Source organism: Pseudohaliea sp., from assembly GCF_054552115.1.
The window spans coordinates 144,873-158,203 of record NZ_JBTOLW010000004.1 but is presented as its reverse complement, the minus strand read 5'-3'; the positions used below and the strand labels follow the sequence as shown (position 1 = coordinate 158,203).

The window sequence follows — 13,331 nt, the reverse complement described above, 5'->3', positions numbered from 1 at the left end:
CGGTTTGTTTTTTTGGTTGGGACCTGGGAGCGCGCCGCGGCCCCTTGGGGCCACCGCGCCCCTGGGCCCTTCTACCGCTTTGATGACTTCCAGTTCGCGGAAATGGTCAAGCCCGCGGGCTCTGCATCGCCAAGGCTCAGTATCCTCCTGGGGTACAGCGGCGACACGATGATCGAGCTGATCTCGGTGGACGAGGACCCGACCGGGATCTTCGATGTTCCGCAGACACCGTGCCCGCACCATGTCGCGGTGTTGGTGGATGATATCGCCGATTACCTGCAGCGTCGGGGCGGTGCGGCGCCAGTGCTGTTGCAGGGCCGCTTTCCGACCGGCACACCGATTGCCATGCTGGATACACGTCGCGAACTCGGCCTGCTGACCGAGCTGGTGACCGTGGATGAATCCGTCAGGGGCATGATAGAGCAGATGCGCGCAGAAGCCGCCGAATTTAACGGTGACGGTCTCCTGCGGGGTTTCGAGTGAAGCTCCGGCGGCGCCAGTTCAATCTTCTCGGCCTGGGCGCACTGCTTGCGGGGGGGCGGCCAGCTGCCGCACCGACGGTCGAGGCGCCGGCGGCAGTGCTCGCCGCAGTTGCCCGGACCCTCTTCCCCCACGACTTTGTGGAAGCCGGGCGTTACCGGGGAATCGCCGAGGCTTTCCTGGCCAGCCAGCCGGGGCCCGCCGGGCGGCTCGCGGTTGCTGCCGGCGGCGGCCGCTTCCCCGCGTGGGACCCGGAGCGGCGTGTTGCTGTGCTGCAGCCCCTGGAGAATACACCGGACTTCCTGGCCTTCCGCTTTCACGTGATGATGAACCTCTATAACGATCTGTCGCTCACCCGGCATTTCGGTTACGAGGGGCCATCGCTCGACCGCGGCGGGTACCTTCACCGGGGCTTCGGCGCGATCGATTGGCTACCGGGGCCTGACTCGGGTAGCGGGTAGCGCGCCGTGCGGGTCGGGACGGACGAAGCGGCGATTGTCATCGTCGGTTCGGGTGCCGGAGGCGGCACCCTCGCTGAGCGGCTTGTGGCCGCAGGCAAGAACGTGGTGATGCTTGAGGCCGGCGAGCGCATCGAAGCGGGGGATTGGTTCCAGGATGACCTGAAAGCCTTCGCCCAGCTTAGCTGGCTCGATTCGCGTGTCGCCTCCGGCAGCTACCTGGCCGCCCGCGTCGCGCCGACAATGCCCGCCTGGATTGTCAAGGCCGTTGGTGGATCCACCCTGCACTGGAACGGGCTGGCCTACCGTCCGCAAGCACATGAGCTGCGGGCGCGGACTGTCTACGGCGTCGTCGACGGCGCTTCCCTTGTCGACTGGCCCGTTAGCCTCGAGGAGCTTGAACCCTGGTATGGCCGGGCGGAAAGGCGCATGGGCGTCACGGGGACGCACGGTATTGCTCCACACCCGCCGAGCAGCAGTTTCAAGGTGCTGCGCGCAGCGGCTGAGCGCTGCGGTTACCGGCGCGTGTCCAATGCGCATATCGCTATCAACTCTGCGCCGCGGGACGGGCGACCGGCCTGCCTGCAGATGGGTTTCTGCAACCAGGGCTGCAAGATCAACGCGAAGTGGAGCACGCTCGCTGCTGACATTCCCCGCGCGGAGGCGAGCGGGCGCCTGGACCTGCGTACCGGCGCCCAGGCGGTTCACATCGAGCTGGACCGGCGGGGGCGTGTCGAGGCGATCATTTACCGTGATCGCGAGGGCGGCGAGCATCGCCAGCGCGTCGCCTGGCTGTTCCTCGCCTGCAATGCGATTGAAACCGCCCGGCTGCTGCTACTGTCCGAGAGCCCTGCTTTCCCCGATGGTCTGGCCAATACCCACGGCCATGTCGGCCGGCATTACATGCGGCATATCAACGCCCTGGCATTCGCTCGCATGCCCGGCCCGGTGAACATGCACCGCGGCATCGTGACGCCCGGTACGATTTTCGACGAGGACGGTCACGATCCGGCGCGCGGTTTTGCCGGTGGTTACCTGATGGAGGCTGTCGCGATGGCTCCGATCTCCCTCGCCATGCTCATCGGGGGCAATGATTGGGGAAAGGATTTCACCGACTTCATGGCGTCCTATGACCACCTGGCGGGCATGCTGATGAACGGTGAAGAGATGCCTCGCCCCGGAAACCGTATCACCCTCGATGCCGCGGTGCGGGATCGCTTCGGTTTGCCCGTTGCCAATGTTCACGTTGACGAACACCCCTACAGCGATGTGATGCGAGCGCATTTTCGCCGGCGCGCGGGGGAGCTCTACTCCTCGCTGGGGGCCGATGCTATCCGCTTCGGCATTCCTCCCTCTGCAACTCACAACCTCGGCACCGCCCGCATGAGCCGTCTGCCCCGCGACGGGGTCACAGACGCCTTCGGCCGCAGCCACGAGGTGCCGAACCTGCTGATTGGTGATGGCAGCCTGTTCCCGACATCCACCGCTGAGAATCCCACACTCACCATTGTGGCCCTGGCGTTGCGCCAGGCCGACTACTTCCTGCGGGAACTTGCCTGAAAGCCGATCGCGCCGGAGCCTGTTACCGTCGGGACTGTCGCTGCGCACGCGCGGCGAGCTGTCGCATGAGCCTGACCAGACGCTCTTCATTGCGCGCTATGCGACTGCTCAGGCCGCCCACGGCCATGACCACGGCGCTCTCTGGCCCGCCCGCATAGACGCACATGCCGATGGCGCCCGTGTCGGAGAGCAGGCGGTCGTACCCTACTGCGTAGCCCCGTTTCCGCGCCTGGCGAATCTCACCGAGGTAGTCGGAAAATTTTCGTTCACCGCCGGACAGCGCAAACTCGGCTTCGGCCCGGCGGTAAAGGCGTTCAATCACCTCGTCGCTGTGAGTCTGCAGGTAGCTCGTGCCGACAGCAGTGCCGAACATCGGCACCAGCGTTCCCTCGGGAAGATTCAGGGAAATCGGGTAGGTGCCGACGTGAACGCGTACGAATTCCATGTGCACGCCGTTGGGGATGGACAGCGTCGCCGTTTCCTGGCTTGTTTCCCACAGCTCACGCACGAGCGCTTCCGTCGAGTCGCCACCGAAGAGAGCCGAGGGCAGCCAGTCACCCAGGGAGCTTACCCGCAGCGTTGGAAAGTAGTGCATGGTTTCGCTGTTCAGCGACAGCCAGCCGCACTCCACGAGCGTGTGCAGCAACAGGTTGGCAGAGGATTTCGGATATGCCAGCGCCGCACCGATCTCGGTGGCCGACAATGGTTGTCGCCGGGCAGCGAAGAGCTCCAGGATCTCGACAACCCGCGCGCCGGACTTCACCGGACTCTTTGCCATGCTGTTACCGTAGTTCATAAATGCGAACTATATGTTTACATATCTGTACAGTGCCGTAAAGTGACATTAGCGCGTCGCAGAGTCCTGCCGCCTTGCCCGCTGCCGGGCGGCGCAATGTTCCTCGCGGCAGAGGCAGCGGGCAAATAACCCGAGTGACTCAGGGAGCCAGGCAGATGGCCAGAGCGATCGATATCGTCGTCAATCCGTTTACTTCGGTAGAAATTGAAAAAAAGCAGAACGGTTTTGACGAGCATTTCATGGAACAGGTTCGCATGCCTGCTGATATGCGTGGTGGCGTCGATATCAAGCGCTACGCCGGCATCATGGACGAGGCCGGCGTGGACCACTCCCTGCTCATTGCCGTTCGCGCAGGGGGGCGGCAGATGAAGTACCACATCGAAATACCCTACGAGCAGGTCGCCGGCTACTGTCGGCAGATGCCGGAAAGGTACTCGGGCCTTGCCGGCGTCGACCCCACGCTGGGCATGGAGCAGCTCGCGGACCTCGAATACGCCGTGAAGGAGTTGGGTTTCGTGGGCGCACACAGTTACCCCCACTGGTTCCGCCTCCCGCCGGACGCACCGCAGTGGTACCCCATCTACGCCAAGTGCTGTGAGCTCGACATTCCTATCATGATGCAGGTCGGACAGAACCTGATATACCAGAAGGACGTTCGCCTGCCCTCGGTCGCCCGGCCGATTCTCCTTGATCAGATCGCCATTGATTTCCCCGAACTGCGACTGATCGGCATCCATGTAGGCACCCCGTGGGCCGACGAGATGATCGCCATGGCCTGGAAGCACGAAAACGTTTTTATTGGTATAGACGCCTACGCGCCGAAACACCTGCCGCCGAACCTGGTGCATTACATGAATAGCTACGGCAGCCACAAGGTTCTCTTCGGTACTGACTGGCCGGTGATTGATCCCCGCAGGGCCATGGGGGAGGTTGCGGATTTCGACCTGCGTCCTGCCGCCCTGCAGCGGGTACTTCGCGAGAACGCGCTGCGGGTTTTCCCGCCCCTGCGGGAGCGGCTCAAGACCGGGGGGGACTGACCCATGCCCGGGGAATTGTTTACTGCGCCGCTCACGGTGGGTCGCGGCATCCTCAACGCCGCGGAGCGCTTTCCCGAGGCTGTCGCCGTGGAGGATGGCACTAGGCAGCTCCGCTACGCGGAGCTTGCGGACCGGCTGCGCCGCATTGGCGCCGCGGTGGTGGCGGAATACGGCCTTGCCGCCGGCGACGTGGTGGTGCTGCTGTCTCCAAACCGTCTCGAGTACCTCGAGATCGTGACCGGCCTGGCGGAGGCGGGCCTGGTCGTGGCCACACTCAATCCCAGGCTCAGCGCCGACGAACTGCGCGCCATCGTCGATGACTGCGACCCTGCGCTGGCGCTCGTCGATCCTGCGCTCGACGAACTGTACCAGCTGCTAGCCGATGATCCTCAGCTGCCTACGCTGCGCCTCGGGGAAAGCTACGAGACTCTGCTGGCGCGGGACGCGAGTCCATGTTTGACGGTGGCAGACGAATATGCGGCTTTCAGCATTTGCTATACCTCGGGAACCACCGGGCGGCCGAAGGGCGTCCTGCTTCCCCATCGCAGCCGTGCCCTTGTCTGTCTCGCCTCGGCCATCGAGTACGACTGCTTCGGCCCCGGGCATCGCTTCCTTTCCCTGGCGCCGTTGTTCCACGGAGCCGGCTTCGCCTTCGCACTGGCTGCCGTCAGCCATGGTGGTACCTGTGTCCTCCACGACGGCAGTGACGGCGAAAGCATCGTCGGCCGCCTCGAGCAGGGCGATATCCACGGTGTCTTCATGGTGCCCACACACTTCAAGCGCGTTCACGACCTCCCCGATGAGCGCTTCGAGGGGCTACCGGACCGGCACGCGCTCCGGGCGATCATCTCCAATGCGGCGGCGCTGTCACCGCGCTTCAAGCAACTGACGGTCGAACGCTTCGGCGAGGGCCTCTTACACGAGACCTACGGGTCCACCGAGGGTGGGATCGTGACCAATATGCGGCCGGACCGGATCCTCGATAAACCGGAGAGTGTCGGTACGCCCTTCCTGGAGATGGAAGTGCAGATCCGCCGTCCGGACGGCTCTCCCTGTGAACGGGGCGAAGTGGGCGAGATTTTTGCGCGCGGCCCCTATACCTTCATTGGCTACCTGAACCGCGAGGAGGAGACCGCTGCGGCGCTCCGGGACGGCTGGGTCACGGTGCAGGACCTTGCTTTCCGTGATGAGCAGGGATTTCTGACGATCGTGGGTCGCGCCAAGGACATGATCGTCAGCGGTGGAGTCAATGTCTATCCCGCGGAGATCGAGAAGGTTATTGGCGCCGCTAGTACCGTCGCGGAGGTCGCCGTCGTCGGCCTGCCTGATGAAGAATGGGGCGAGCGCATTCACGCCTTCATCGTCCCGCAGCCCCAGGCAACGGTGGACCAGGCAGAGATTATCGCCCGCTGCCGCGACGCGTTGTCATCCTACAAGGTCCCGCGGGGCATTACCCTGGTCAGTGAGCTGCCCCGCAATGCCGCAGGAAAGATTCTCAAGAAAGAATTGCGTGCTGCGCAGCCGGCGGCCTAGCGTCAGCGCAGGGAGCATCTACAGCAATCCCGGAACAGGAGTAGCCTTATGCCAAGCCAGCCCATCGACGCCGACCTGGCCACCGCTATCTTTCGCACCATGGTGCGTATACAGGCCTGCGACAAGGCCATCCAGCGCGGTCTGGCATCGGGAGCACTGCAATTCCAGTATTATCCCTGCGGTGGTCAGGAGGCCATACCTGCTGCCATCGCACCGTTGCTTCGCGGCGATGACTTCTTCGTGACCACCTATCGCGGCGTGCATGACGTGATAGCGAAGGGAACACCGATGGCGGAAGTCATCGCCGAGATGTACGGCAAGGTGACCGGGACCAGCAAGGGGAAGGGTGGACCGATGCACCTGTCAGATCCGCATAGCGGGTTGATGGTGACCACCGGCATCGTCGGCGCCGGCGCGCCGATCGCCAACGGCCTGGCGCTCGCCGAGCAGCTGCGGGATTCCGGCAAGGTTACCGTTTGCAGCTTCGGCGACGGAGCCGCGAATATAGGTGCCGTACACGAGGCATTGAACATGGCCGCCCTCTGGCAGCTGCCTGTCCTTTTTATCTGCCAGAACAATCTCTACGCGGAATATACAGACTTCTCCGCCTCGACACGGGTTAAATCCATTGCCGATCGCGGCCCCGCCTATGCGATGGCCAGCGCTTCTGTGGACGGTACGGACCCGCTGGCGGTCTACGGCGCTGCGAGCGAGGCCCTCGAGCGCGCCCGGACTGGCGCCGGTCCAACGCTCCTGGAGTGCGTAGCGCCGCGGCTCCAGGGCCATGCTTTCGGCTCCGATGAGTCGCACATGGACGCGGAGTGCCTGGCCGCGGGTCGCGGAAACCCGCCGCTCGCCCGTTTCCGGGCGCGTCTGCTGGATGAGGGCTGGGCGACGGAGGAAACGCTTTCGGGGATCGAGAAGGAGGCTTCGGAGGAAGTCTCCGCTGCCCAGGATGCGGCGGACAACGCACCGCCACACGCCGACGGCGAGGTATACGAGGACGTTTACGCCAGCAGCGGGTTTCTGCCCGGGGTGCAGGCGCCCGCAGCCGAAGTCGAGGAGCCGGACCTCGCCGCGGTCGGCCGCCAGCTGAGCTACGTCGAGGCGGTCAATGAGGCGCTGGACCTGGCGCTCGGCAGCGATGACAGTACGCTGCTGCTGGGCGAAGACATCATGGACCCTGCCGGCGGTATCGTGAAGGCGACAGCAGGTCTTTCGACGAAGTACGGCGACGCGCGGGTGCGCGGCACGCCGATCAGCGAACAGGCAATCGTCGGGGCCGCGATCGGGGCCTCCCTCGCGGGCATGAAGCCGGTCGCGGAAATCATGATCAATGACTTCGCCATGGTCTGCATGGATCAGATCGCCAACCATGCCGCCAAGCTGCGCTACATGTCCGGCGGACGCACCAACGTGCCCATCACCCTGCGGATGCTGACTGCCGGGAGCACCGGCAGCTTCGGCGCGCAGCACTCGCAATCGCTGGAGGCGTGGTTTGCCCACGTGCCCGGTATGAAGATCGCCTGCCCGAGCACACCGGCGGATGCCAAGGGGCTTATCCTGAGCAGCATTTACGACCCCGATCCCTGTATCCTTATCGAGCCCATGAACTGTTATTTCACTCCGGGGCCTGTTCCCGAGGGTGACTACAGGGTTCCCTTCGGTCGTGCCCGGGTGGTCAGCGAGGGCAGCGATGTCACGCTGCTCGCCTACAGCTGGGCCGTTGCGGAAGCCCAGTCTGCCGTCAAGGTGTTGGCGGAGGAGGGCATCTCCACGGAACTCCTGGACCTGCGTTCCATCCAGCCGCTGGATATGGACACGGTGTTGACGTCGGTGCGCAAGACCGGCCGGCTGCTCATCTCCCATCCCGCGGTCGAATTCTGTGGCGTAGGGGCGGAGATTGCCGCACACGTGCATGCGGCGCTCTTTTCCGAACTGAAGGCGCCCGTCGCACGCTATGGCGGTGCATACACGCCCATTCCCTTCAGCAAGGAACTGGAGGCTCTGCATTTCCCCAGCGCTGACGGCATTGCAGAGCGCACCCGGGCCCTGCTGGCTGACTGAGAGGATGCCATGAAAGTTACCTTGAAACTTCCCAAGCTGGCGCAGTCGATGCAGTCCGGCTCTATCCTCAAGTGGCTGGTAAGCGAAGGCGATGAGGTGTCCGAGGGCACACCGCTTTACACGGTAGAGACGGAAAAGTCCGCACTTGACGTCGAAAGTCCCTTCAACGGCAGGATCAGCAACCTCTGTCCGCCCGGCGAAGAGTTGCCGGTGGGGGCGCCGATCGCGACGATCGAGCGCAGCTGAGAGCAGCCGCGCTTGAACGTAGCGGCGGGTACTCCGTAGGGTGGCTTCAGCTGACAGGCTTCCGTCACTGCGCAGGAGGCTTGCGGAAGCAGGCCTGGAGGACAGGCTTGTCCTCGACGGCGAAACGCTCGCCCTGTTCGCCAGCGACCTGGTCTTCCCGGGGCAACGGCGTCCGCTGGCCGTGCTTCGACCCCGGTCGGTCGAGGACGTTGCGGCGCTCCTGGAATGTTCCACCCCGCTGGGCCTGAACGTTGAGGTCCGCGGCGGTGGCCTTTCCTACAGTGGCGGCTATCTCCCGCAGGACGATCACTCGGTCGTGCTGGACATGTCGGGACTGGGTGGGATCACTTGGCACCCGGGGAGCGACAACGTGGTTTGTGTCGAGGCCGGTGTCACTTGGCTCGCCCTCGACGACTGGCTGGCGGGGACCGGCCGGCGCCCCGCTCTCCAGGCGCCAATTTCCGGCAGTCTTTCCACGATCGCCGGCTCTATTCGCCAGGGTATGCCGACCGATATGTCCGCCGTGAAAGCCGTGGAAATCGTGACGCCGCGCGGACAATGGCTGCGAACCGGCGCGCTGGCAACGGACAGCCGCTTTTCACCCCTATGGCGCGGCCAGGGTCCGGATCTAACCGGGCTCTTTCTGGGTGATTGCGGCGCCTTCGGCGTCCTTACCCGTGCCTGGATCAGTCTTGAAGCGGAGCCTGAGCAGCGGCGTTATTTCTCCTGCGCGCTGCCGTCACCGGAGGCCTTCCCCGCGCTGCTCGCGGCGGTCGGTGCACCGCCTGGAAACATGAAGGCCTACTGTCTTGATGCAGGCAGGCGCCGCGCCCTGCGCGCACAGCCTCCGCGAGAGCAGTTCTCGGTCGCCCTGCGCCTCCTGGCGGGGCAGCGTGGCGTGCTTCCGCGCCTGTCCAGTGCCGTCGACCTGCTGCGCACGCTGCGCGGAGGCACAGCCGCTGCGCCTTCCGCAACCTGGGCGGCCCATGTCTGCCTGGAGGGGCATGACCGGGCCACGGTGGAGGCACTGCTGCAACGGGCGTGGCGGTACGCCCGCCGCGCGCAGCTGGTGCCCCTGGAGACGACGGTCGCAAAGGCTATGACAACCCGGCCCTACTCCGTGAGGGGGGTGCTCGGGCCCGACTACGAGCGCTGGGCCCCCGTGAGTGCCGTGTTTGATCTGTCGCGACTTGACAGTGTTATTGAACGCGTCACGGCAACCCTCGACGAGCTGTGCCGGGCCGGCGGGGACGACGGCGTACAGCACAGCATGCTCATGATGGGCACCGGCGGAGACCATATCGTGCTCGAGCCCATGCTGCTCTGGCCTTCCGCGCTATACCCGCTGCATCGCAAACTGGTGCCGCGGGCGAAAGATGTGCCGCTTCTCACCGCACCAGAGCGCGATGCGCGTGTGCGCGACATGCGCCAACAGCTCGCGTCGCTGCTGGATGCCTTGGGCGGCCAGCATGTCCAGCTCGGGCGCTTCTACGATTACCGGTCGCGCCTGTCCGGACCACAGCTGGCATTACTTGAAGCCCTGAAGCTGCAGCTGGATCCCGAAGGGCGGCTTGCCAGGGGTATGCTGGGCCTTGGGGGTCCGGCCTTGCCCGGCCGCTGACGCGTGGAGGCTCGATGGCAAATCAACACCCCCAAGGCTGCACGGTAAACGAGGCGCTCGCGCGAGCGCTCTCCGACTGCGGTCTTGGCACAATGTTCGGACTGCTTGGAGATGCCAACCTGTTCATGGCCCGTCATTACGTCGACGACTTTTCCGGTCGCTTCGTCGCGGCGACTCATGAAGCCGGCGCCGTGCTGATGGGCCTCGGTCATTCCCTGGCTACGGGCAGTCCGGGCCTGGTCAGCGTCACCCATGGTCCCGGCCTGACGAATGCGCTGACGGCGCTCGTCGACGGCGTCAAGGCCCGTATACCGTTATTGCTTCTCTGCGGAGACACGCCCGCTGCAGCGCCGGATCATTTCCAGAATGTTTCGCAGCGCGACTTCGTGCTGGCGACCGGCGCTGCCTTTGTGCAGCTGCGAGCACCGGAGACGGTGCTGGATGACCTGTTGCTTGCTCTGCGGACGGCGCTGTTCGAGAGGAAGCCGGTCGTCATGAACATCCCGGCGGAATTCGGCTGGGAGGAAGTGGACTATCGACCGGTGAAGCTGCCGTCTGGCCCGCATCGGCAGTTCAGCACGGTGGGCGAGGAGCTGGAAAACGCAGTTGGGATCATTGCCGCGGCGAGAAGCCCCATTGTGCTCGGGGGGCGCGGAGCGATGACCGCCGTTGATGAGGCCGCCCTCATTGCTCTTGCGGAGCGCACCGGGGCGCTGCTGGCGACGACCCTGAAGGGGAAGGGTCTGTTTTGCGAAGATCCCTACAATATCGGTATTTTCGGCGGCCTGAGCACGCCCCTGGGCAACGAACTCATCCTCGCCAGCGACTGTATCATCGCCTTCGGCGCCAGTCTCAATCGCTGGACTACCAGCCAGGGCTCGCTGTTGGAAGGCAAACGAGTCATCCAGTGCAACCTCGAGGCGGCCGATCTCGGCGCGGGCATTGCCCCTGATGCAGTCCTTCTCGGTGATCCGGCGAGCGTGGTGGCTGACCTTATGCACTGGCTTGATGCGGCAGAGATTCCGCCCAGTGGTTTCAGGAATGAAGAGATCCGCGAGCGTATTGACGCCTCCGACCCGTTCCAGGGCCTCGCCGATACCGCCACGGCGAACACTGTGGACCTGACTCGCTCGCTCCTGCGGCTGAACGATGTCATTGCCCGCGATCGGATCGTGGTCACCGACGTGGGCCGGTTCGTGGGGCAGGCCTGGAAGGCTCTTTCGGTGGCGTCTGCCGGGGCGTTTATTCACACCGTGAACTTCGGGTCCATCGGTCTCGCGCCCGGCTATGCCATGGGCGCCGCGGTGGCGTCGCCGCAGCGTCCGACGGTGCTCGTTGTTGGAGATGGCGGCTTCATGCTCGGCGGTGTCAGCGAATTTCACACGGCGGTTCGCGAGCAACTCGACCTCATCGTCATCGTCTGTAACGATGCCAGCTACGGCGCCGAGCACGTACAGTACGCAGACCGCGGACTTGACCCACGCCTCGCCCTCTTTGACTGGCCCGAGTTCGCCGCTGTCGCCAAAGTCATGGGCGGCCACGGCGTTTCCGTGCGCGAGCCGGCTGAGCTGGAAGCCGCCTGCGAGGCGATACGGGATGGCCGGCGTCCCCTGCTCATTGACCTCAAGCTGCACCCGGGCACCATGCTGCCCCTCGATTACTGACTGTCCGGGGCTTGCCCCGGCCCGGGTGCTATGGGGCCCGCGCCAGCCCCTCGTCGATCCATTCCTTCACCAGGTCCTCGAGGAGCGCAATAGGCAGCGACCCGTTTCCCACCACCAGGTCGTGGAAGGCACGCAGGTCGAAACCATCGCCCAGCGCCGCTTCGGCGCGGTCACGCAGGGCCTGAATGCGGAGCTCGCCGACCTTGTAGGCGAGGGCCTGCGCGGGCCAGGTGATGTAGCGGTCCACCTCGGCCGTGATCTCCGCCGCCGTTAGCGCCGAGTTCGCGAGCATGAAGTCGATGGCTTCGCGGCGCGTCCAGCCGAAGGCGTGCAGCCCCGTATCCACCACCAGGCGGTTGGCCCGCCACATTTCATAGGTAAGCCGGCCGAAGTCCGAACGGGGATCTTTGTAGAAGCCGGCTTCCTTGCCCAGGCTCTCGGCGTACAGCCCCCAGCCCTCGCCGAAGGCGGCGTGGTAGAGCGTGCGTCGGAATGGCGGCAGGTCAAGCTCGAGGGCAAGGGCCATCTGGTGGTGGTGCCCGGGCACGGCCTCGTGCAGCGTCAGCGCCTCCAGCGTGTACAGTGGCTTGGCCTCGTAGTCGGTGGCGTTGACGAAATACACCCCGGGATTGCGGCCATCGGCCGTGCCGCTCGCGTAGAAGGCGCCGCGTCCCTCGGCCTCGCGGATGGTGTAGGGCATGCGAGGGAGCCGGCCGAAAAAGCGCGGCATCATGCCGTCCATGGTCTTGGCGATGAGGGCGATCTTTTCCAGCAGGTCTTCCCGGCTCGCGGCGTAGGAAGCCGGGTCGTCGCGGAGGCGATCGAGGAAGGCACGGAAGTCGCCCTCGAAGCCGCTGGCGTCGATGATCGCGTCCATCTCCGCACGGATCCGCTTCGTCTCCGAGAGACCCAGCTCGTGAATCTCCCGCGGCGTCATTGCGGTGGTCGTATAGTAGCGGACCAGGTAGCGGTAGTAGCCGTCCCCGCCAGGCAGGCTGGTGATGGCTTCCGCCTCCCGGCAGGCGGGGGCATAGTGCTCTTCATAGAAGCGCAGGAAAGCCGCGTAAGCCGGCAGCACGGCCTCGACCAGCGCCGCGCGGGCTGCAGCGGCCAGCCGCTCCCGTTCGCGGGCCGGCACGGTCTGCGGGAAGCGGGTGAACGGCTCGTACAGGGCGCTGTCGGCCGGGTCCTCGACGAGATAGCGGCTGATGGTCCTCTCGTAGCCGGCCATGGCCGTGCAGTGCTGTGTGTAGCCGCTGTCGATGCCCTCCTGCAGGTTGGCCATCTGCTGCCGGTTGTAGCGCGGGTAGTCGCGGAAGCTCTCGAGCAGCCGCTCGTAGTCGGCTACGGAGGAGAAGTCCATGTTCGCCGGGGCGTCTGCAAAATAGCTGTGGAAGCCGAAAAGGGCGGTGATCGGGAAGCGGTGCCCGGGCTGTGAGTAGCTCGCCGCCTCTGTTTCCCGCTCATAACGGAACAGGTGGTAGCTCAGCCGATCCTGGCCCCTTAGCGCGTCCCCGTCGATCTGCCCGAGGCGCTCGAGGATCTCGCGATTGAAGGCCTGGCGGCGGGCGCGGCCTTCGGGGCCCACGTCCGGTAGAGCGCCGTTCGGGCGGAAAGCGTCCGGGTCCGTGCGGAAGAACACTTGTTCTTCCTGTGCGCGTGCCCAGTGTTCTGCCAGCAGCCGTCCGAAGGCCTCAGCGGCCTTTTCCGGGTCGGCAGGGGCGGCCGGTGCCAGCGCGAGGCTCAACAGGCAGAGAAGGGTGGCGGGGAGGCGTTGTCGCACGGCGGGACTCCGGTTGCTTCGGGTGGTGGCCAGCATAGCACCGGAGCGGGGAAGGGCGACGGCGGGGCCGGCGCCGATTTGCTAGA

At 65.1% G+C, this 13,331-nt stretch carries 11 protein-coding genes; 9 read left to right on the top strand and 2 right to left on the bottom strand.

The window, feature by feature from the left end:
* From ACX93N_RS03890 to ACX93N_RS03880, 3 genes are all read left to right on the top strand, one after another.
* Positions 1-483, top strand: a 483-nt coding sequence (locus tag ACX93N_RS03890) for a VOC family protein (protein WP_459427079.1), incomplete at its 5' end; no start/stop codon positions are given.
* The gene (locus ACX93N_RS03885) at positions 480-941 is read left to right on the top strand and encodes a hypothetical protein (protein ID WP_459427078.1); all 462 of its coding nucleotides are present in this window, start codon (positions 480-482) and stop codon (positions 939-941) included. The genes ACX93N_RS03890 and ACX93N_RS03885, both read left to right, overlap by 4 nt.
* A 6-nt stretch (positions 942-947) precedes the next feature.
* Complete coding sequence (locus ACX93N_RS03880; protein WP_459427077.1) at positions 948-2,498, top strand: GMC family oxidoreductase; 1,551 nt, start codon at positions 948-950, stop codon at positions 2,496-2,498.
* Positions 2,499-2,520: 22 nt separating this feature from the next.
* Here ACX93N_RS03880 and ACX93N_RS03875 read toward each other — a convergent pair whose 3' ends face one another.
* Entirely contained in the window at positions 2,521-3,276 is a 756-nt protein-coding gene (locus tag ACX93N_RS03875) for an IclR family transcriptional regulator (protein WP_459427076.1), read from the bottom strand.
* A gap of 173 nt (positions 3,277-3,449) precedes the next feature.
* Between ACX93N_RS03875 and ACX93N_RS03870 the strand changes: the two genes are divergently transcribed.
* From ACX93N_RS03870 to ACX93N_RS03845, 6 genes are read left to right on the top strand one after another with little or no spacing between them, the layout of a single operon-like run.
* Entirely contained in the window at positions 3,450-4,331 is an 882-nt protein-coding gene (locus tag ACX93N_RS03870) for an amidohydrolase family protein (RefSeq protein WP_459427075.1), read from the top strand.
* A gap of 3 nt (positions 4,332-4,334) precedes the next feature.
* Positions 4,335-5,864, top strand: a complete 1,530-nt coding sequence (locus tag ACX93N_RS03865; protein ID WP_459427074.1) for a class I adenylate-forming enzyme family protein — start codon at positions 4,335-4,337, stop codon at positions 5,862-5,864.
* 48 nt (positions 5,865-5,912) lie between these two features.
* Entirely contained in the window at positions 5,913-7,931 is a 2,019-nt protein-coding gene (locus tag ACX93N_RS03860) for an alpha-ketoacid dehydrogenase subunit alpha/beta (protein ID WP_459427073.1), read from the top strand.
* Between the two features lie 21 nt (positions 7,932-7,952).
* Positions 7,953-8,177, top strand: coding sequence for a lipoyl domain-containing protein (locus ACX93N_RS03855; RefSeq protein WP_459427072.1), 225 nt, complete (start codon positions 7,953-7,955; stop codon positions 8,175-8,177).
* A 40-nt stretch (positions 8,178-8,217) separates the two neighbouring features.
* Positions 8,218-9,798 carry an FAD-binding oxidoreductase gene (locus ACX93N_RS03850; protein ID WP_459427071.1) on the top strand — a complete coding sequence of 527 codons (1,581 nt, stop codon included), beginning with the start codon at positions 8,218-8,220 and terminating at the stop codon, positions 9,796-9,798.
* 14 nt (positions 9,799-9,812) lie between these two features.
* Positions 9,813-11,462 carry a thiamine pyrophosphate-binding protein gene (locus tag ACX93N_RS03845; RefSeq protein ID WP_459427070.1) on the top strand — a complete coding sequence of 550 codons (1,650 nt, stop codon included), beginning with the start codon at positions 9,813-9,815 and terminating at the stop codon, positions 11,460-11,462.
* 28 nt (positions 11,463-11,490) lie between these two features.
* Here the strand turns inward: ACX93N_RS03845 and ACX93N_RS03840 are convergent, their stop codons facing one another.
* Entirely contained in the window at positions 11,491-13,245 is a 1,755-nt protein-coding gene (locus tag ACX93N_RS03840) for a DUF885 domain-containing protein (RefSeq protein WP_459427069.1), read from the bottom strand.
* Between the last annotated feature and the right edge of the window lie 86 nt (positions 13,246-13,331).

What these genes read in the sequence shown, in the direction of transcription:
- ACX93N_RS03870 (WP_459427075.1), top strand. Translation starts at nt 3,450, where the DNA reads ATGGCCAGAGCGATCGATATCGTCGTCAATCCGTTTACTTCGGTAGAA.
- ACX93N_RS03845 (WP_459427070.1), top strand. Translation starts at nt 9,813, where the DNA reads ATGGCAAATCAACACCCCCAAGGCTGCACGGTAAACGAGGCGCTCGCG.
- ACX93N_RS03865 (WP_459427074.1), top strand. Translation starts at nt 4,335, where the DNA reads ATGCCCGGGGAATTGTTTACTGCGCCGCTCACGGTGGGTCGCGGCATC.
- ACX93N_RS03875 (WP_459427076.1), bottom strand. Translation starts at nt 3,276, where the DNA reads ATGGCAAAGAGTCCGGTGAAGTCCGGCGCGCGGGTTGTCGAGATCCTG.
- ACX93N_RS03860 (WP_459427073.1), top strand. Translation starts at nt 5,913, where the DNA reads ATGCCAAGCCAGCCCATCGACGCCGACCTGGCCACCGCTATCTTTCGC.